The following is a 17512-nucleotide window of genomic DNA, read 5'->3' on the forward strand; positions in this document are numbered from 1 at the left end:
TTTGCGAGTTGGATTGAATAAAAAAAACCGTACATCCCATACATGATGCACGGATTTTGCCTATCTGCCCCCATCAATCAGTAAATGCTATCAAAGGCGATAACAACATCAATAGAGAGAAACCTGCTATAAACACCGGTATTGCGGAAGCCCGTTCATCCTTCACAAAACCGGCAATGGAATAAACGAGGGAAAACACAAAAACAAAGGGCCATGCAAACCAGGTCCAATAAAAGAATAGGGCCAAACCATCCAATAAATTGATCAACATTCTTCCATCCCCTTTGAATCACTTCTTCTACGATATGGAGCTTTCCCATAGCGTTATATGTAAAATTTTACAATAAAAAAGAGGCTGGGACAAAACTAGCTTCTAGATAGGAAAAAGGAGAATTTGAGCCAACTCAAATTCTCCTTTTTCCATTTATCCCCATTATTTTTGGTTAGTTGATCTTTGTTGGCCGTGTATTTTCGTAAATTCACGGCCATTAAGGCAATGCCCATTTCATTTTCCACTTTCGATTTTCCTCGAACGGAAAATCGAGTGAAACGCAAATTAGCCTTCAAGAATCCAAAAACTGGTTCTACGTCTATTTTACGTTGACGGAAAATAGAACCAGCTTTTTCTTCTGAAAGCTTCGCTCTTACATATTCTTTTTGTTGTTCCCATTTTTCATTCACCATGACCTTTCGGTGATTGCCTTCCTTTGCTTTTGTGCATGATGAACGAAATGGACATCCTGAACAGTTTTCACATTCATAGATTTTCAATTCTCGTTTGAAACCAGTCTTATCTGTACGTACAGAACGATAACGGAAGGTTACTCGCTGCTGATTTGGACAAATGTAGGTATCACTTTCTTCGTCGTACATCCAATTGTCTGGATGAAATGGATTTTGTTTATATTTCTTCTTTTGTTCTTTCTCATACATGGTATATGGAATGAGTGCCTCACATTTTCGATTCGAAAGGATGTCTTCATAGTTTTGTTCACTACCATAACCAGCATCTGCGACAATATACTTTGGCAACGGAAAATAATCCTTTTCTATCTTATTCAAGAACGGAATTAATGTACGTGTATCAGTAGGATTTGGAAAGATGCTATAAGCTAGTGCGTATTGACCTTCTGTTGCGATTTGTACGTTGTATCCAGCCTTCAATTGACCGTTTTTCATATAGTCGTCTTTCATTCGCATGAACGTCGCATCTAAGTCTGTTTTGGAATAACTATTCCGTTCACCCAAGATTTCGAAGTCTTTTTGATACTTTTGTTTACGTAAAATCAAGTCAATCAACTGTTTGTACACTCGCTTCGGATATTTCCGTTCGCTTCTTAATGCTTTTCGTTCTGTGGCATCGGGCGATGCTTCTATCTTTTGGTCATATTCCGTAATCACTTCATCGACTTGTTGCACCATTTGAGCGAGTTCTTCAACGGACAGTTCTCCCTCATTTTCCCGCTCCATTTCAGGGATGATTTCCTTCTCTAACAGTTCGTTGTAGAGCTGATTGGATTTTTCAATTAAGCTTTGGTTGTATTTTTCAATGGATTTCTTCCATACGAAAGTAAATTTATTGGCATTCGCTTCAATCTTCGTACCATCGATAAAAATGGCTTCTTGATCGATTAACTTTTCTTCCACCAGTTGGCAACGGAATTGGACAAAACATTGACGAATTAATTCTTTTACTTCCGGATGCACACGAAAACGATTGATCGTCCGATAACTTGGTTCATATCCTTGTGCCAACCACATCATTCGTATACTGTCCTTTAATAGCGCTTCAATTTTTCGACCTGAAAAGACAGACTGCGAATAGGCACACAAAATAATTTTTAGCATCATGCGTGGATGATAAGCAGGACAACCTGTATTTCGAAGAAACGGCTGGAAGGCTTCATCTGGAATACTTTCAACTAAATGGTGAATGTGGAAGGCAATATCATTTTCTTGTAATTTTATTTCTAAATCTAGAGGCAAAACTAATTGATTCATGTTATAATATTTGAACATAAGGACCCTTCTTTCTGTTAGGTTTTGTGTGCTAACTTAATTTTAACAGAAGAGGTCCTTATTTTTTATTGAAAAAATGAAAAACAGCCCATGAAATTTCATTCCAAAATTTCATGGGCTGTTTCCATTTTAGAGGGGGTTTTGTCCCAGCCTCCCTATTTCTTCAAAGTCCCGCTGACTCCTTAATCCTATTCCACTTCCCCTTCCCAGGCGCTCATGCCGCCCAACATATTGGTAGCATCAAATCCATTTCGATCCAACAGCTCTGTCGCTTGGGCGCTGCGGCCGCCTGCCAAACACACCACAATATATGGTTTGTCTTTGGAAAGTTCATTCATTCTTATTGGAAGCAATCCTAATGGAATATTGACGGCTCCCGGAATATGCCCTCCTTGATATTCATGCACTTCACGGACATCGATAATATTCAATGTCTCTCCCGCTTCCAAACGTTGCTGAACTTCTTTCGGTGTAATTTCTTTCATTTAAAAATCCTCCTCCATCATTCATCTCCATGCATTCATGCCGCCACGGACATTTGTGACGCGCTCATACCCCAACTTTTTTAATTGCTTGCAGGCTTGACCGCTTCTCATGCCACTTTGGCAAATGACAATGATTTCTTTATCTTTGGGAAGTTTAGAAAAGTCCGATCCCAAAGGCAAATTTTGAAATTGCGGAATATGTTTTGCTCTGTATTCCGCCGGTGTCCTTACATCAATAAATATTTTGTCCTTATCCTGCAGAATATTTTTCAATTCGTTTGCGGAAATGGTGTTCACATTCGCCGGCTTCAAGCGCCATATAATGAATGCGGCAACAATCGCTAAGAGGATCCACTCCATGTTCTCACCTCCAAACAAATACCTATATAGGTATATTTCGGTTTATAAATAAATAGCTGCGTAAACAGCTATTGGAACTAACGGCTTTTGACAATTAAATTAATCGCTTCTTGCACCAATTCATCCATATCTTCCGCTTTGCTTTTATTCATACATTCGATCAAGTTGTTGCTCACAATCACGCCGATGGTACGGTCCACTGCGGAACGGACGGCGCTAAGCTGAGTGACGACCTCTTTACAGTCTTTCCCTTCTTCCATCATGCGCAGAATCCCGCGTATTTGTCCTTCAATACGCTTCACACGGTTTATTGTCTTCGTATCGTATTTCAATGAGGCATCCCTACTTTCTATGACTTTGATTTCTACCAACAGTTTATACCCTATTAGGTATAAAGTCAACTTATAATCGAGTAGGAGGGAGTGATTAGCTCCCGTCCTCTCACACCACCGTACGTACGGTTCCGTATACGGCGGTTCAATTAAGATCATTGACGCAAGTTTTCATAACTTCCGTGAATAGCTTGTCTTCTTATGCCAGTGGTCACTCCACCCTCCAAGAGGTCTCCCACGGGATTCACCGCTTCCTTCCTCAAGTGAGGTACTACGTTTTCTGTGTTCATCATGACTCACTGAATGCCAAGGGCTATTCTCTCTTCATTGTTCGGTCCTTCTTAGTAGTTCTAAACCAACTAATACGATGACCTCTGCTGACTTCTGACGGTTCAGCTACTGATCACTAAGTAGGTTATGAAGCGTACTTCACCTATCCGCCAGACCTCCCCGGGTAAGTACATGCACTTTCACACCATCTATCCGCCTCATTTACTCGATATGACCTTCGACAGAAAGAGCTTTGTTTTGTTACGCAAACTCACTCAATCATACCTAGCCTTATATGAAGTTCGTGTTCCTCAGACCGGAAGTTTGCCGCTCGCTTCCTTCAGATTCCGCGTCACCACGGACACCCTTGCGTTAAGCTAACTGTTACTTCTGCCTTCACAGTTCGGGACTTACACCCTATAGATTACCCCCATGCCAGGCGCACACATAAAAGCCAAGTAGAAAATTAATCTACTCGGCTTTCTTTACTGTATACGGGGCATTCCAAACAAAATATCATGTTTTAGCTAGCTCTTTTTTAGAAGAGCATAACCACCAATATTTCTCAATAAAATCTTGTTCATATAATAAGTTTCTGTACACAGCATCTTTAGAACTATAAAATTTTGTTATTTGTTTAGTTGAGACTGTTTAACAGCATCGTCCATCTTTTTGTTATATTTATCTTGATTCTTTAAAAACTCCTTCATTGTTACTGTTTCAATTTCTTCACCAGTTACACCATTTTTTAAATGAACTTTAACTTTTTCAGCTTTTGGTGAATCTACAGTAATTAATTCTATATCCCCTTCTTTTATCACAGGTGTTCCTGTTTCTGGTGAAAGTTCTACGTTGTTATTGAAAGGTTTTCCATTTCTAAATTCCTCTACTTTAAATGATAAAGGTGAATCTGCAGAAACTGTTTTATTAAATAAGGTTTCTTTTGTCATACCAACTGTAAAACCTAAAATAACAGAAAATAAACCTAAAAATATTATTTTTTTCATTTTGAACCTCCCACTTTCAGAATATATTAAGTTAATTATTTAGAAACATACATGGAATTGCCTTTTACTCTAGTAATAGGACTTACCCATCCAAGCGTAAAACCTACGGAAGGTCCAGCCATACTATGTCGAGTTACACCATCCATATCTGTAAAATTAAAATAAGTATTGCTACTTAAAGTAAATTGATATCCTGTTAAACCGAAATCTGAAGCCGGAACAGTTGCTTCCGCCATAATCCATCTTAATCCATCTGAAGTTGATGTAATAGTTATCTCCATAGGTGTACCGTGACAAGTTGAACAAGGTTCTTCAAATCCACTTAGAGTCATTTTTTTAGGATCGTACATTAATTGTGTTCCAACCATATCCTTTTTTGAGCTATTATGTCCAACCCAATAACGTGCTGTTATTTTTCCAGATGTAGCTTTTTTTGTAACATAATTGCATAATAAGTACCACCTCGATTTACATAAGGAATAGAATACATTCCAGTAGAATCGTTATAGGTAGGTTCAACATCATATCTTGTTGCAGCTCCACCAACTTTTAACCCTGCATTGTAAAAAACAACAAAAAGTGTGCAGAAGATTAAAACCAAACCGATTTTTTTTAACATATCCTTCATCTATTCCTATAATTTGAAAAGCTACCAATATTTAGTTAAATTGTAATAATATTTGAAATAAATGTCAATCTATTATAAAATAATTTACTCAACTTTCGCAGTCCAAAATCTTGTTTAAATGCTTGATGTAAATGGGTTTTGGAAGTACAAAATTATCATTTGACATTTTTTAAAACATAAAGAAAGACACCTATTCTTTTGGTAAAATATTGGTGACGAAACCAAATCCAAAAGAAAGGTGTCACCACTATGATAACGAATAAAGACTACTTTGCGCAATTACCAAAAGAAATTAAACAAGGATTTTCCGAATTAAATATTGGATATCATATAAGAAAAGCGAATATTACGAAACTTTCCGGGTATTCTTGTCTTACTGTTTTCAAACTGATTTTTCTTTTAGTCTTCCAATATAAGAACTGGTTTCGTGCTTTTATGAGTAAACGATCTCAGGATCTGCCCGGAAAGGATACAGTCTATCGCTTTTTAAATACACCAACCTATCATTGGAGAAAGTTTCTGCTTTCATTAAGCAGTGAAATGATCCGTCTGCTTCAACCATTAACTTCAAAAGATCGTGTCACAGCTTTTGTGATTGATGATTCTGTCTTTTCACGAAACCGTAGTAAGTCGGTTGAACTGTTGGCTAAGGTTTTTGATCACTCTACGCATCAGTACTTGAAAGGGTTTCAAATGCTTACCCTTGGCTGGACCGATAGTTTTACTTTTATTCCTATTGATTTTGCTCTTCTAAGTTCACCGAAAAAGGAAAATCGCCTGCAAGAAATCAATACCAATATTGATAAACGAACATCTGGCTATAAGCGTCGCCAGGAAGCTCTGAAATCAAAACCGGACGTGGCTTCAGCTTTACTTGATCATGCGCTTGAAAAAGGGATTATAGCTGACTATGTTCTCATGGATTCCTGGTTTACACAAGCGCCTTTAATTGAGAAGATTACGAACAAAGGGTTATTTGTCATTGGCATGGTGAAGCAATTAAAGCAGCGATACGTTTACAATGGTGAACGTTTCACACTGAATCAACTTTACAAATTGGCAAAAACGCACATGGGTAAAAAAGACATTCTCGGATCCGTTTATGCTACTTTAGACAATGGAATTCCAGTAAAAATTCTATTTGTACGAAACCGTAATAAACGGAGCGAATGGCTTGCTATTCTCAGCACAGATACAACATTAGAAAATGAAGAGATCATTCGTATTTACGGCATGCGTTGGGACATTGAAGTCTTCTTCAAATGCAATAAATCCTTTTTAAATTTAGGGAAAGAATTCCAGGGTCGTTCATACGACATGTTAATTAGCCATACAACCATTGTTTTTACACGATATATTCTCATTGCCTGGCAAATGCGAAAAGAGGAGGATCCTAAGACGATTGGCAACCTTTTTTACATCCTTTGCGAAGATGTAAAAGACATAGATTTTATTACTGCCCTTCAATCGCTTATTGACCTTTTCCAAACTTTGGCGGAATCCAAGGTTTCTTTAAACATGGACATCTTTAAAAATCAAATGAATAAATGGTTGGTTACTATACCTAATTATATCAAGCAATGCTTAAATATTACTGTGTGCGAAAGTTGAGTAATTTATAATTTATTAAGCTTTAAATTTGGATAATTTAGATAGATAAAGGAGGTTGATTTTTAGATGAAACATAGGGAATCTCCCAAAGAGACAAGAGAAAGAATGAGATTTGAAGAAATTAAAAAAAATCCAACAGGTACACTAAATGATGGGTTTAATCGAACTGAAAATGGGAGTTTGGGAAATTTAGGAGAAGGTATAGGATGGAAAGGTATAGGAATATTAATTTTAGTACTATTTATTGGTTTTGTGATATACCAACTTTTATTTTAATGAATTGAAACATACTAAAAATGAGTAGTATAAACCAAGACTGAACTGCTCCCTGTCAAGTATACAGTTATAATAAAAAATTCTTAAACGGTTTGAGATATAAAAGAGCAGACGGTTCACCGATTATTTACTATCGATTTTCTGCACCAAAAAACGAATAGAGGGTAAGCAAGAAATCGAGTAGGAGGGAGCGATTAACTCCCGTCCTCTCACACCACCGTACGTACGGTTCCGTATACGGCGGTTCAATTAAGATCATTGACGCAAGTTTTCATAACTTCCGTGAATAGCTTGTCTTCTTATGCCAGTCGTCACTCCAACCTCCAAGAGGTCTCCCACGGGATTCACCGCTTCCTTCCTCAAGTGAGGTACTACGTTTTCTGTGTTCCTCATGACTCACTGAATGCCAAGGGCTATTCTCTCTTCATTGTTCAGTCCTTCTTAGTGGTTCTAAACCAACTAATACGATGACCTCTGCTGACTTCTGACGGTTCAGCTACCTATCGCTAAGTAGGTTATGAAAAGTACTTCACTTATCCGTCAGACCTCCCTGGGTAAGAATGTAATCTTTCCTTCCATCTATCTGCTTCATTTACTCTGTACCCCCTTTGGCAGAAAGGACTTTGTTTTGTTAGGCAAACTCATCCAATCATACCTAGCCTTATATGAGGTTCGTGTTCCTCAGACCGGAAGTTTGCCGCTCGCTTCCTTCAGATTCCGCGTCACCACGGACACCCTTGCGTTAAGCTAACTGTTACTTCTGCCTTCACAGTTCGGGACTTACACCCTATAGATTACACCCATGCCAGGCGCACTAATAAAAACCAAGAAAATGTTTTTTCAACATTTCTTGGTTTTGTTAGAACGTCCTGCAATCCGCACGTCGCCTTTTATTGTATTGATACTCCCCGACTGTCCTGGCGATCATCCAGATGAAAGATTACATCGGCAATGATTTTAAAAATCGTACTGATCGAAATTTCTGATGCCGTGCGCCTCCATTGCTTGCCCCAACTCTTCGTTGACCAATTTTTTATACTGTTCCTGTCCATTGATGGAAAACCACAGATAAAAATTAATGATGAATCTTTTCAATTCCAATGGGTTGCTCGGCTCCCCGCCGGATGCGGATTTCCCATACTCCTGTATCATTGTTTTAAGGGCTTCAAATGGCGCGTTTTGCACTGTTTTCGGTGCCTGTTTTGGATAATTGAACATGACGGTTTTTCCAAGATATCCGGACTTTGAATATTTGCCCAAAATCGTAAGGATGTCGTAGCTTAATTGGTAATTTGTAATATACGCTTCGTATTTTTTCTTTCCTATCTCTTCTTTTGGAATTTCCGGATTTGTGTAAACATCCAGATCAATTCCCAATTGGCGCAAAGAATCTTTATTAAAAAGCGGAACAGAGTTGAATGTCACCGTTCTTTGATAATGTTCGAATACGGCTTTTTGAATGGCTTTCGCTGTTTTAGATGAAAGGAATTGATTTTTCGCTAATGAATCATTGATCAAATGATAGGAAATCACTTGTGCGTTAAATCCGCCCAATGAATGGCCCGTCACGTAAATATCGCTGTACAAATTGTTGGCGATCGCTTTTCTTGCCAACGCCAACGCATGATCCAACTGAGGAATATCGCCAGTCAAAAGTACGTCCAGATTATTTATGATTCCCGCCAAATCGGCTGCACCGCGTTCTGCTATTACGATGTCATTGGAATAGGAATTGCGGAACACAACCCCGCTATGTCCGCTAATTGCGTCTGTTTCAAACCCAATGATCTCCCAATTTTTCACTAAATAAGCTTTCTGTTTCAAACGGATGGCATTCTGTATGGATTCTTTCGAAAGCGGTATTGGCGGAACATCTTTATTGGAGAAGTCGAACAAACCTTGCGCCTGTTCCGTGGAATTTGACATACCGGCAACATCCAAATAGGCCAAATCCGAAAATACCGCCAAGGCTTCATCCGTCACGTTATAAACCAATCTTTCAGCCGGTTTTTCATCGGCATCTGAAATCCCATCTCCATCGGAATCTTTTTTATTCGGATCTGAAATGAGCACCGCATATTCCTTGTCTTGTTCGAATTTGATTTCATCTCCATCCAAGATTCCGTCCTGATCTGTATCTGGGTTATTTGGATCCGTTTTAATGAGGCTGCCCGTTCCGATGATCAACCCGTTCGTTTCATAATAGTCGGGAATGCCGTCACGATCGGAATCTTTTGTGAACAGCTCGGAATCTTCTGCAGCGGCTATTGTTTTTGATCCCGCTTGATCAACATCTGCCGGGACAACGGACAGTGAAGAGGTAAAGTGGATTGGGTTATCCAGATCACCTGATGAACGGGCCCGTTCCTTGTTTGACATGCCGGGCGCTTCTTTCCAAGCCTGATCCCATACAGTGCCATCAATCAACACATAAACGCCGAAACGGTCCACCGCCGCTTCAACGGTATTGGTTTGCGGATCACGCATTTGGTTTGGCACCTTTTCTAAAGCCTGTTTTTTCTCGTTATAGTAAAAAATGGCCGGTTGGAAATCATTGTTTGAAACGGAATTGCCATAATGGAATTTGATTTTGGCAGAATCAAAATCAGTGACGGTGTTGAAAGAATATGCGTTGCCGATCAGGCCGGGAATGCTGTCATTTAAGAGTGGATGGGCGGTTGAAATCGGTTGGATTTCCGTAAAAAATGCATCTTTCGCCCTGCTTTTCATCGTGACAGTCGGATAGGCCGGTTCACCTTTCAAATAGGCTGGAGCCGCTGTTTCCCATTGGATCACTTCATCCCCATCAAGAATCCCGTCTCCATCAGTATCCCGATTGCGGGGATTGAAATTGAATCTGCCTTCCTCCGAATCCAACAAACCATCACGGTCCGTATCATCGGCCAATGGGTTTGTACCGTTTGCGACTTCTTGTCCATCAGGCAGAGAGTCTCCATCGGTATCTTTCAAATAAGGGGATGTCCCTATCGCCAATTCCTGCAAATTCGAAAGTCCATCCGAATCTGCATCCTCATCTCCATCCTTTATTCCATCGCCATCTGTATCCGCCATTGTCGGAGAATACACATTGCTCACATACTCAAAATAGTCATCCAACCCGTCCCCGTCAGTGTCTTTCTTTTTGGGATCCGTCAGCAAAATCAATTCTTCCCGGTCCGTTAAACCATCACCATCTGTATCTGCATTGCTCAATATTTTATCCTTGTTTTTCAAAAAACGGCTCAGGATTAAGGCTAAATGTGCCCTCGATATTTTATTGTTCGGTTTAAAGGTTTTGTCTTCATACCCTGTAATAATTCCATGGGAAGCTAAAATATGGACGTATTTTGAATACCAATCTTTGTCATCAACATCTTTGAATGATACTTTTTTCTTTTCGTTCAATGGAATTTTATAGGTTTCGACCAACATTTTTGCCAATTGCGCACGGGTCAAATTGCCCGAAACATCAAAAGTGCCATCCGGTTTCCCCGAAACAATGCCCAATGCGGTTGCTAAAGCAATCTCTTCGTAACCGTAGTCCCCTTTTTTCACATCTTTATATTGAACGTCGGGAATATTCGTCACATCCGGTTTTATTTCCCGCAGTAGAATGTTGATTGCTTGGTATCTTGTAATCGGATTGTTGGGTTTGAATGTTCCGTCAGGGTAGCCTTTGATTAATCCTTTTTCAGCTAAAAAATTGATGTCTTCTTTATACAGTTGAACATCTTTAAATTTGGCGCTTTCTGAAGCAACGTTGTTTTCCGCGTAAACTGCCGGCGTAATTGTAGAAGCGATTAAGACCGCGCTTGCTATGGCCCCTATTTTTTTCATTCTTAATCTCCCCCTTTTGTGTTTCATGAACGATCCGCCACTTTCCATCCAGTGGTTTGATTGAAGTGAAGTACATCACTTCCACAGACCGGAAGTTGACTGAATTCCTCTCGCCAGGAGTTTTGTTTTTATACTAACACTCCGAAACAACAGGTGGGAGATTTTTTCAATAATTTTCCTAAATAATTTCTGAATTTTTCAAAACATATTCTATTTCCTTTAATAAGCAGATTCGCTTTTGTGAGAAAGCCCTTAGATCATCTTCGAATCAACAATAACAACCCGGACATGATGATGGAAAACTGAACGGATTGCAGCGGTTCCCGATCATAGATAAAAAAGAACGCAAGTATAAATAAAAGAATGAAATAGATACATGCTTGTCTCATTTCATTTGCAGCCCCTTCGCCTTTCTTATCCCTATCCTATTTCAAAGGGGGCAAGCTTATGAATTGAAATCAGGCTCCCGGGACGGCCAGAGGAAAATTTGCATACTCAACATACTTCGGTGTCCGATCCAAATGGGTTTCATAAAGAACGACTTCCGTCACGTTGAAAGAGAAAGTATTTCCGTTTTCCTCACGAATCTGCATCAATGTTTTTATGTCAAAAGCATCCCCGCTATTCCATTTTCTCGCCAATGTGATATGCGGGCGGAAAGGTTTTTTATCCAATTGAAATCCCGTCTCCACACATTGCTGATAAACCTCTTTTTGAATGGAAAAGAGCTGTTCTGAAGATTCCACATCCGCCCAAAAAATGCGGGGAGCTTTTTGTGGACCGAAAACGCCGATGGAATTCAATGTTAATGTGAATGAAACTTCCTTTTCCAAAATGGGCTTCACTTTCTCTATCGCTTGCTCCAGCTTCTCCTTTTCAGCAAACCCCAAAAAAGCCAGAGTTATATGGTAATCTTCCGGATGAACCCAGCGTGCAAATGGAAAATCCCCTTTTCTCGCTTGAATCCACTCATATAAAAATTCTTTCGCTTCTTTCGGCAATTTCACTGCAAAAAAATAATGGTGCTTTGACAACGCAATCCCCCGTTCCTCTTGAATGAACTCATTATAGTATTTACCCCTCCAACAATTTTAAACCAATTGTCGCCACAAGAATGGCAAAAATGCACAATATTCTCTTCCAATTTCCTGATTCATTGTAAAAGATTATACCTACCAGGGTACCCCCCACAACACCGATTCCCGTCCAAACGGCATAGGCGGTTCCCATCGGAATCGTTTGCATGGCATATTGCAATAAAACCAAGCTCCCTCCAAAACTTCCGATGAATAACGCAATCGGCTGCCAGCTGCGGCGGACGGCAAATTGATTCATCGACGCAACTACCAATGTTTCAAATAAACCGGCAAGTATAAGCGCCCCCCATGCCATCACTCTTCATCCCCCTTTCCGGCATCTTCATCCGTCAAAAGCTGCAACCCAACAACCCCTGCAATAATGAACAAAATGAAGCATATCTTTAACAGATGAAAAGGCTCTCCAAAGAATACAATATCGCTAATGACCGCCCCTAAGCTTCCTAATCCGACAAAAACCGAATAGACCGTTCCTGCGGGCAAAAATTGAGATGCCCGGATCAATAAGTAATTGCTCAAGAAAATCGCGCAGACTGTTCCAGCCCATTCAAGGAAACGATCCGCATGGGCAAGGCCGATCACCCACAGCACTTCAAATAATGCGGCAACATAAACGGTCATCCAATGTTTGTTCATTTCCATTCCTCCAATAAAAAAAGCCTAAAGAGATAGATTTATCTCCCAGGCTTTTATCCTTCCGTGTACGCAAATGCGCCGTTTTCTCTCGGACCAGTCCTGCAATGCAGCGGAACCCTAGAAAACGTTTCCCGTGTTCGGTTGTATATCATTTTGCCATATAGGCAAGAAAGATTCAATGGTAAGCGATTTAATCATGTTCAGTGAACGGATCATTTGAAATTATAGTCAGTGACGATTTTGTCCCGGCCAGTGGTCACATCTATGAAGTATTCATATAAAGAAATGCCCAAGAAGGAACCGGAAACGTTGTAGACATTTGCAAATCCTAAGTTTTGCAACATTTTCACCGCATTGTAACTCCGCTGACCGGAACGGCAATGCAAGTATACCGGCTTGTCGCGGGGAATTTCATCGACCCGCTCCCGCAATTCGCTCAATGGGATGTTGATGGCATTCACCAAATGCCCCCGTTCAAATTCGTTCTTCTCACGAACATCAATGAAGGTTGCCCCTTGCTCCACCAAGCCGCGCACTTCGGAAACATGCACTTGTTTATAATCATCGTGTAAGATGTTCAGTCCCACAAGAGCCGCGATATTCACCACATCCCGCGCCGTGCTGTAAATCGGGGAGTAGGCCAATTCCAACTCTTTCAAATCTTCCAGCGTGCCGCCCAACGTAATTAATGTGGCAATCACATCGATGCGTTTGTCTGCAGTTCCTTTTCCGATGGCCTGGGCCCCGAGGATTCTTCCCGTCGGCACTTCAAAAATCAATTTGAAATGGAGCGGATGGCTGTCCGGCATGATTCCCACTTTATCCGGCGCGATGATATAAACACTGTCATATTGAATGTTCGCCTCTTTTGCCGCCCGCTCATTTAACCCGGTTACAGCGCAATTTAAATCGAAAATTTTTACGACAGAGGAACCGATAACCCCTTTATTTTCCTGCTTATGGCCATAAATATGGTCCGCAGCCGCCCTCGCCTGTCTGACAGCCGGTCCGGCCAAAGCGAGCCTTGTCGGTCTGCGGGTCAAGCGATGATATACTTCAATGGCATCCCCCACGGCATAAATGGATGGGTCGGACGTTTGATAATTGGCATTGACTTTAATGCCTCCAAGCTCCCCAATTTCAAGCCCCGCTTCCTTGGCAAGCGCCACTTCCGGCTTCACTCCAATGGCCAGCACCACCGCTTGGGCCTCCACTTGTTTTCCGGAGTTGAGTTCTATGGAATGTTCCGTAATTTTTTTCAGCCCATCACCGACAATCAATTGAACGCCATGATCCATCATTTCTTTATGAAGAATTTGCACCATATCTTCATCAAATGGCGCCATGATTTGAGGAGCATATTCCACCAATGTGACTTCTTTTCCCGCTTCCCTTAAATTTTCCGCCACTTCGACACCTATAAAGCCTCCGCCAATGATTGCGACGCTTTCCACATTGGACCGGCTCACGTATTGATGCAAGCGGTCGATATCCACCACATTTCTCACCGTAAATACATGCGGCAGATTCACCCCTTCAAACGGAGGGACGACTGGACTCGCTCCAGGTGATAAAATTAAAACATCATAGCTTTCTTTATACACTTCATTCGTTTCCAGATTTTTCACTTCCACCGTTTTTTCATCCCGATGAATGTGAATGACTTCCTGATTGACGCGGGCTTCGATATTGTACTTCGTTTTAAAACTCTCCGGCGTCATTAGCACCAATTTTTCTTTTGATGCTACCACCCCGCCCAAATAATACGGCAAGGAACAGTTGGAAAAGGATACGTGTGGCCCCTTTTCAAACATGATGATTCGCGCCTGTTCATCCAACCGGCGAATTCTTGCGGCAGCACTGGCTCCTCCTGCTACGCCTCCAACAATCAACACTTTTTTCATGTAATCACTCCTGTCCTTTATACCCTAAAAGGTAATGATCGCCTTGTGGCAAATCTGAGAAACAAAAACATCGAAGACTTTTGTTCACTTTCAATTATTTAATTAAAAAATATACCCATATAGGTATTTTGTCAACGAATCTTTTTTCGGAGAATGAAATTAAGGATACCCAAGATAAGGAGCGGACCTTAAAAGGAGTGGTGACATGGCCAATGAAGAAAAACATGAGCAAGAACCGATGAATGAAGAGGAATTCTTAGAAATTGTATTGGAGGCGCAAAAGGAGGCGCTTGAAAAAGAGAGGGAAGATCGGCTAAAAGAAAAAAAACCCCGCAGATTCAGGAAATTGATGGCTTTGTTGATGGCCATTATCCTTGCCTTCAGCACCTTTGCCGTGATTTTTGAAATCTATTCCATCCCCGCCATTGAGTTTCTGAAGACTTCGGCAAGACTGTCATCCCAAAAAGAAATTCAATCTTATAAAAAAGCGGTTGTTCAAATAACGACAGAGGACGGAAAGGGTACAGGATTTTCCATTTCGGAAAACGGTTTGATCGTTACAAACGAACATGTCATTGACGACGCCCTCACGATTAAGGTCAGTTTCCCTGATGATGGCTTATATAAAGGAGAGGTTGTGGCCACGTATCCCGAAGTGGACTTGGCCTTATTGCAGGTGGATGGAAAAGACCTGTCCTATTTGACGCTGAGTGAAAAATATCAATATCTCCAACAAGAATCCATTTATATCATCGGCAATCCCCTTTACTTTACGGGCATCGCCAATGAAGGGCATGTGCTGGAACCTGTTTTGCTTGCGGATTGGGAAGAGGAAGTATATATGATCGATGCGCCGGTATATCGGGGAAACAGCGGCAGCCCAGTAATCAATGATGACGGGAAAGTAATCGGCATCATCTTCGCCACTTTGGATCATGAAAAATTTGGCCAAGTGGGGCTCTTTATCCCTGTTGCATATTTGCAGGAAAGGATGAGCAATTCATCATCCCTCCATTCGACAACAGGCTCCTGATGGAAGAGGCTTTAAGATTGATTCGAAACGATACGACAGAATTGATTTTTTGATATAACAAAGTTTAGTGTCAATATTTATTTCACCGAATTTAATTGTTTTTTTGAAATAACAATTTGTTTTGCTTCTATATTCGACATATCCTTTTGGCAGTCAATTTGTTTTGTAAACTTGGTTGATATCTTTTAAAAATTAAACTCCTTTTATAAGGATTTTCAATTTATTTTTTGCCTGTTCATTTTTTAGAAGATTGTTATTTTTATATAGGAAAATTACTATCTGTTATTTTCGACACAGAGATTTCTCTACCAAATTAATTTTGTAAACCTTGGTTGATATTTAAAGAGTGGATGTTCTTCATTGTTGGAGCTTTATTAATGTATTTAGGAAATCTTGCAATGAACCGTTCGTTATATGAAAAAAGCATCAAAATTCCATGCATTTTTTACAAGATTCGTACTTTGAGGCGCCTCCATTGTCAACTAAAGTTGACAATAAATGTCCGAATGCTCCTATAAAAAATCTTTCAATCTGATGGCCACTTTCAAATGACTTACAAAATAAGCGAAATATTCGACAACCGCTGTTTATTCAAGGGTTTATCGACACCATTTTCCTTTGAAATTTCCTTAGAAACTCATATACTTGTAAATTTTTTGAATTTTAGTAAAGTCACTACCGTCGCATTAAAATAACACAATTCGATTGATAATACAGAATATTCTGTTAGTAAACTTTTCCATAAAAAAATCCTTTATAATGGTTTGGTGGTAGTAAACCTATCCAAATCCAAAATAAAGGAACACATGTATGGATAAGTTTACACGAAAAACATCATTTGAACAATGGTTTTCACCCATTAATTCTTCCTTATTTAAGGAATTGGTGAAAACACATCAATTAAATCGCTATACCAAGAAGCTTTATATGGCTTCTTTTGTGAAACTCCTTTTATATGCTCAACTTCATGAAACAGAGAGTTTGCGAGCATTGAGCGACGCTGTTTTCTCCGAAGAATTACAACGTGCAACGGGATTAGAATCGATTAGCTTTTCACAGTTAGGAAGACGCATCAATTCGATTCCTACTGTTTTCTTTCAAACCATTTTTCTTGATTTAGTGGTCCAAATTCATGAGAAAACTCATTTTCAAAAGCGAAGAAAAGTGACAACACCACTCAAAATCGTTGATTCGAGTACATTACCACTTCCTTTAGCCAACTATCCGTGGGCAACGTTTCGAAAAACAAAATCAGGTGTCAAGTTGCACTTGCGCCTTGTTTTCATGGAAAAAGGGTACTCTTACCCAGACAAAGCCACATTGACGAACGCCATTGAACATGATCGAGGGCAATTAGAGATATTCATCGACGATCAAGAATGCCTGTATGTGTTCGACCGGGGCTACTTAGACTACGAGCGCTTTGATCGTATGACGGATGATGGCTATTTCTTTGTTTCCCGTTTACGGAAAAACGCTGTAGTCCGTGTATTGGAGACCTTTTCACTACCAGAAAATTCATCTGTTTTGTCTGATGAAATGGTGGTCATTGGCACTACACAAAATCGTTCTGAGAATGCGTTCCGTTTACTGAAATTGGTTGATACAAAAGGAAACGAACTGCATCTACTGACGAATCGTTTCGACATGAGTGCGGATGAAATCGCAGAAATCTATAAATCACGCTGGGCTATTGAATTGTTCTTCAAATGGATGAAACAGCATTTGAACATCAAAAAGTTTTATGGACATAGTGAACAAGCCGTACACAACCAAGTGTATCTAGCGATGATTGTATATTGTCTAAATGTGTTAGCACAGTTGAACACAAATAGCAATCGAAGCTACATACAAATTACTCGCTATTTAAAGGCCTCTTTATGGAAATCCGCTCACATTTGGTTACGAAAAATTGAGGGAAAAAGCGTCCCATAAGGGTTTATTTGTTGTTGTTGCACTAGTCACAAGTTATAGTAAAAAAATGGATGTTTACTACCTTTGTTTAGGTATTTTCAAT

General features: G+C 40.1%; 20 protein-coding genes and 1 riboswitch. Of the genes, 4 read left to right on the forward strand and 16 right to left on the reverse strand.

All coding sequences use genetic code 11. The features are described 5' to 3' along the window. Positions 1 to 73 precede the first annotated feature (73 nt). The 9 genes from NSS77_RS04240 to NSS77_RS04280 all read right to left on the reverse strand — a co-directional run bounded on the left by NSS77_RS04240 (position 74) and on the right by NSS77_RS04280 (position 5092). A complete protein-coding gene (locus NSS77_RS04240; RefSeq protein WP_342470542.1) occupies positions 74 to 271 on the reverse strand; it encodes a hypothetical protein in 198 nt (65 codons plus the stop codon). A 95-nt stretch (positions 272 to 366) separates the two neighbouring features. Beyond that, positions 367 to 2019: an IS1182 family transposase gene (locus NSS77_RS04245; RefSeq protein ID WP_232019826.1), complete on the reverse strand. Its 1653-nt coding sequence runs from the start codon at positions 2017 to 2019 to the stop codon at positions 367 to 369. Between the two features lie 188 nt (positions 2020 to 2207). Further along, entirely contained in the window at positions 2208 to 2504 is a 297-nt protein-coding gene (locus NSS77_RS04250; RefSeq protein WP_342470543.1) for a rhodanese-like domain-containing protein, read from the reverse strand. A 21-nt stretch (positions 2505 to 2525) separates the two neighbouring features. Continuing rightward, entirely contained in the window at positions 2526 to 2864 is a 339-nt protein-coding gene (locus tag NSS77_RS04255; RefSeq protein ID WP_342470544.1) for a rhodanese-like domain-containing protein, read from the reverse strand. A gap of 77 nt (positions 2865 to 2941) precedes the next feature. Next, on the reverse strand, positions 2942 to 3196 hold the full coding sequence (locus NSS77_RS04260; protein WP_208652122.1) for a metal-sensitive transcriptional regulator: 255 nt from the start codon (positions 3194 to 3196) through the stop codon (positions 2942 to 2944). 155 nt (positions 3197 to 3351) lie between these two features. Beyond that, positions 3352 to 3489, reverse strand: a complete 138-nt coding sequence (locus NSS77_RS04265; protein ID WP_340709696.1) for a hypothetical protein — start codon at positions 3487 to 3489, stop codon at positions 3352 to 3354. Between the two features lie 606 nt (positions 3490 to 4095). Then, positions 4096 to 4473: a hypothetical protein gene (locus NSS77_RS04270; protein ID WP_016839272.1), complete on the reverse strand. Its 378-nt coding sequence runs from the start codon at positions 4471 to 4473 to the stop codon at positions 4096 to 4098. Positions 4474 to 4508: 35 nt separating this feature from the next. Then, positions 4509 to 4823, reverse strand: a complete 315-nt coding sequence (locus tag NSS77_RS04275) for a hypothetical protein (protein ID WP_342470545.1) — start codon at positions 4821 to 4823, stop codon at positions 4509 to 4511. Positions 4824 to 4882: 59 nt separating this feature from the next. After that, entirely contained in the window at positions 4883 to 5092 is a 210-nt protein-coding gene (locus NSS77_RS04280; protein ID WP_342470546.1) for a hypothetical protein, read from the reverse strand. Between the two features lie 258 nt (positions 5093 to 5350). Between NSS77_RS04280 and NSS77_RS04285 the strand changes: the two genes are divergently transcribed. Next, positions 5351 to 6712, forward strand: a complete 1362-nt coding sequence (locus NSS77_RS04285; protein ID WP_342468410.1) for a transposase — start codon at positions 5351 to 5353, stop codon at positions 6710 to 6712. Positions 6713 to 6778: 66 nt separating this feature from the next. Next, positions 6779 to 6988 (forward strand): DUF6366 family protein, encoded by a 210-nt coding sequence (locus tag NSS77_RS04290; RefSeq protein ID WP_016839270.1) that lies wholly within the window; start codon positions 6779 to 6781, stop codon positions 6986 to 6988. A gap of 255 nt (positions 6989 to 7243) precedes the next feature. On the opposite strand, the gene NSS77_RS04295 is transcribed toward NSS77_RS04290, so the two are convergent. The 7 genes from NSS77_RS04295 to NSS77_RS04325 form a co-directional block, all read right to left on the reverse strand. After that, positions 7244 to 7381 (reverse strand): hypothetical protein, encoded by a 138-nt coding sequence (locus tag NSS77_RS04295; protein ID WP_342470547.1) that lies wholly within the window; start codon positions 7379 to 7381, stop codon positions 7244 to 7246. A 564-nt stretch (positions 7382 to 7945) separates the two neighbouring features. After that, positions 7946 to 10825: an S-layer homology domain-containing protein gene (locus NSS77_RS04300; protein ID WP_342470548.1), complete on the reverse strand. Its 2880-nt coding sequence runs from the start codon at positions 10823 to 10825 to the stop codon at positions 7946 to 7948. A gap of 257 nt (positions 10826 to 11082) precedes the next feature. Further along, positions 11083 to 11214 (reverse strand): hypothetical protein, encoded by a 132-nt coding sequence (locus tag NSS77_RS04305; RefSeq protein WP_281275674.1) that lies wholly within the window; start codon positions 11212 to 11214, stop codon positions 11083 to 11085. A gap of 69 nt (positions 11215 to 11283) precedes the next feature. After that, the gene (thpR, locus tag NSS77_RS04310; RefSeq protein WP_342470549.1) at positions 11284 to 11859 is read right to left on the reverse strand and encodes an RNA 2',3'-cyclic phosphodiesterase; all 576 of its coding nucleotides are present in this window, start codon (positions 11857 to 11859) and stop codon (positions 11284 to 11286) included. A 40-nt stretch (positions 11860 to 11899) separates the two neighbouring features. After that, on the reverse strand, positions 11900 to 12217 hold the full coding sequence (locus NSS77_RS04315; protein ID WP_342471192.1) for a multidrug efflux SMR transporter: 318 nt from the start codon (positions 12215 to 12217) through the stop codon (positions 11900 to 11902). Continuing rightward, on the reverse strand, positions 12217 to 12558 hold the full coding sequence (locus NSS77_RS04320; protein WP_208650927.1) for an SMR family transporter: 342 nt from the start codon (positions 12556 to 12558) through the stop codon (positions 12217 to 12219). The genes NSS77_RS04315 and NSS77_RS04320 overlap by 1 nt, the downstream gene beginning before the upstream one ends. Positions 12559 to 12598: 40 nt before the next feature. Next, a riboswitch (guanidine-I (ykkC/yxkD leader) is annotated at positions 12599 to 12690 on the reverse strand. An 80-nt stretch (positions 12691 to 12770) separates the two neighbouring features. Continuing rightward, positions 12771 to 14462, reverse strand: coding sequence for an FAD-dependent oxidoreductase (locus tag NSS77_RS04325; protein ID WP_342470550.1), 1692 nt, complete (start codon positions 14460 to 14462; stop codon positions 12771 to 12773). A gap of 205 nt (positions 14463 to 14667) precedes the next feature. Here NSS77_RS04325 and NSS77_RS04330 point away from each other — a divergent pair, with 205 nt between their 5' ends. Together NSS77_RS04330 and NSS77_RS04335 are read left to right on the forward strand one after the other, a co-directional pair. After that, positions 14668 to 15495 (forward strand): serine protease, encoded by an 828-nt coding sequence (locus tag NSS77_RS04330; protein ID WP_342470551.1) that lies wholly within the window; start codon positions 14668 to 14670, stop codon positions 15493 to 15495. A gap of 810 nt (positions 15496 to 16305) precedes the next feature. After that, on the forward strand, positions 16306 to 17430 hold the full coding sequence (locus NSS77_RS04335; protein WP_342468459.1) for an IS4 family transposase: 1125 nt from the start codon (positions 16306 to 16308) through the stop codon (positions 17428 to 17430). Positions 17431 to 17512 lie beyond the last annotated feature (82 nt).

Source organism: Ureibacillus sp. FSL K6-3587 (assembly GCF_038593165.1).
Taxonomy (GTDB): Bacteria; Bacillota; Bacilli; order Bacillales_A; family Planococcaceae; genus Ureibacillus; species Ureibacillus suwonensis.

Coding starts and splice junctions, on each gene's coding strand:
- NSS77_RS04270 (WP_016839272.1), bottom strand. CDS start 4,473: ATGAAAAAAATAATATTTTTAGGTTTATTTTCTGTTATTTTAGGTTTT.
- NSS77_RS04240 (WP_342470542.1), bottom strand. CDS start 271: ATGTTGATCAATTTATTGGATGGTTTGGCCCTATTCTTTTATTGGACC.
- NSS77_RS04330 (WP_342470551.1), top strand. CDS start 14,668: ATGGCCAATGAAGAAAAACATGAGCAAGAACCGATGAATGAAGAGGAA.
- NSS77_RS04250 (WP_342470543.1), bottom strand. CDS start 2,504: ATGAAAGAAATTACACCGAAAGAAGTTCAGCAACGTTTGGAAGCGGGA.
- NSS77_RS04285 (WP_342468410.1), top strand. CDS start 5,351: ATGATAACGAATAAAGACTACTTTGCGCAATTACCAAAAGAAATTAAA.
- NSS77_RS04300 (WP_342470548.1), bottom strand. CDS start 10,825: ATGAAAAAAATAGGGGCCATAGCAAGCGCGGTCTTAATCGCTTCTACA.
- NSS77_RS04295 (WP_342470547.1), bottom strand. CDS start 7,381: ATGAGGAACACAGAAAACGTAGTACCTCACTTGAGGAAGGAAGCGGTG.
- NSS77_RS04290 (WP_016839270.1), top strand. CDS start 6,779: ATGAAACATAGGGAATCTCCCAAAGAGACAAGAGAAAGAATGAGATTT.
- NSS77_RS04275 (WP_342470545.1), bottom strand. CDS start 4,823: ATGTACGATCCTAAAAAAATGACTCTAAGTGGATTTGAAGAACCTTGT.
- NSS77_RS04280 (WP_342470546.1), bottom strand. CDS start 5,092: ATGTTAAAAAAAATCGGTTTGGTTTTAATCTTCTGCACACTTTTTGTT.
- NSS77_RS04325 (WP_342470550.1), bottom strand. CDS start 14,462: ATGAAAAAAGTGTTGATTGTTGGAGGCGTAGCAGGAGGAGCCAGTGCT.
- NSS77_RS04265 (WP_340709696.1), bottom strand. CDS start 3,489: ATGATGAACACAGAAAACGTAGTACCTCACTTGAGGAAGGAAGCGGTG.
- NSS77_RS04315 (WP_342471192.1), bottom strand. CDS start 12,217: ATGGCATGGGGGGCGCTTATACTTGCCGGTTTATTTGAAACATTGGTA.
- NSS77_RS04245 (WP_232019826.1), bottom strand. CDS start 2,019: ATGTTCAAATATTATAACATGAATCAATTAGTTTTGCCTCTAGATTTA.
- NSS77_RS04305 (WP_281275674.1), bottom strand. CDS start 11,214: ATGAGACAAGCATGTATCTATTTCATTCTTTTATTTATACTTGCGTTC.
- NSS77_RS04335 (WP_342468459.1), top strand. CDS start 16,306: ATGGATAAGTTTACACGAAAAACATCATTTGAACAATGGTTTTCACCC.
- NSS77_RS04320 (WP_208650927.1), bottom strand. CDS start 12,558: ATGAACAAACATTGGATGACCGTTTATGTTGCCGCATTATTTGAAGTG.
- NSS77_RS04255 (WP_342470544.1), bottom strand. CDS start 2,864: ATGGAGTGGATCCTCTTAGCGATTGTTGCCGCATTCATTATATGGCGC.